This window comes from bacterium (genome assembly GCA_024228115.1).
Lineage (GTDB): Bacteria > Myxococcota_A > UBA9160 > UBA9160 > UBA6930.
This window is the reverse complement of sequence record JAAETT010000681.1, coordinates 1-928: the sequence shown is the minus strand read 5'-3', so window position 1 is coordinate 928 and position 928 is coordinate 1. Positions and strand designations below refer to the sequence as shown.

Genomic DNA, 928 nt, shown 5'->3' with positions numbered 1-928 from the left:
TAAGCCGGATCAGATTTCCTTTGTGATTTTTAATAAAAATTAGACCGTGCGCCCTCAAATTGAGTCCTTGAGTAGATTAGATTAGCTGGATCATTTTCCTTTTTTGATTTTTAGATAAAAATTAGACCGTGCGCCCTTCAATTGAGTCCTTCAGTGGATAAGATTAGTTGGATCATTTTCCTTTTTGATTTTTAGATAAAAATTAGACCGTGCGCCCTTCAATTGAGTCGTTCAGAGGACACGATTGAAAATAATAACAAAAGAAATTTTGAATAATAATAATAACAGCTTTGGAATCTATTTTCCTTTGTTCTACATGACATATTTGCATGTCATAATTTTGGGATGTGAACCGCGGTTCCTTGTTGTTTCTGATGGAGACAGAGCAAAAACAATGACAGATTCGGGAACCCTGACCTTGGTTTGCCCAGAAAAACAATTTCCCTTTGTTCTATGTGACATATTTGCATGGGACATAATTTTAGGGTGTGAACCATGGTTTCATGTGGTTTCTGATGGTGATAGAGCAAAAACAATAACAGATTCGGAATCCCCAACCTGGATTTGTTCAGAAAAACTATTTTCCTTTGTTCCATGTGACATATTTGCAGGGTTCATAATTTTGGTGTGTGAACCATGGTTCCAAGTGGCTGCTGATGGCGATAGAGCAAAAAAAATAACTGATTCAGAATCCCTGTCCTGGACTTGCTCAGAAAGAGTATTTCCCTTTGTTCTATGTGGCAGATTTGCATGGATCATAATTTTGGGATGTGAACCATGGTTCCATGTAGGTTCATGATGTTGGTGGACCAAACCAATAACAGAATCAGAATCTCCGGCCTTCATTTGCACAGAAAAAATGTTTGCTTTTGTTCTGTCAGACATCTTTGCAAGGGTCATAATTTTGGGGTGTGAACCATGGTTCCAT

General features: G+C 37.8%; 1 protein-coding gene. It reads right to left on the bottom strand.

Annotated elements, in window-relative coordinates:
• Window positions 1–501 precede the first annotated feature (501 nt).
• Window positions 502–885 carry a hypothetical protein gene (locus tag GY937_28250; GenBank protein ID MCP5060606.1) on the bottom strand — a complete coding sequence of 128 codons (384 nt, stop codon included), beginning with the start codon at window positions 883–885 and terminating at the stop codon, window positions 502–504.
• Window positions 886–928 lie beyond the last annotated feature (43 nt).

What these genes read in the sequence shown, in the direction of transcription:
- GY937_28250 (MCP5060606.1), bottom strand. Translation starts at nt 885, where the DNA reads ATGTCTGACAGAACAAAAGCAAACATTTTTTCTGTGCAAATGAAGGCC.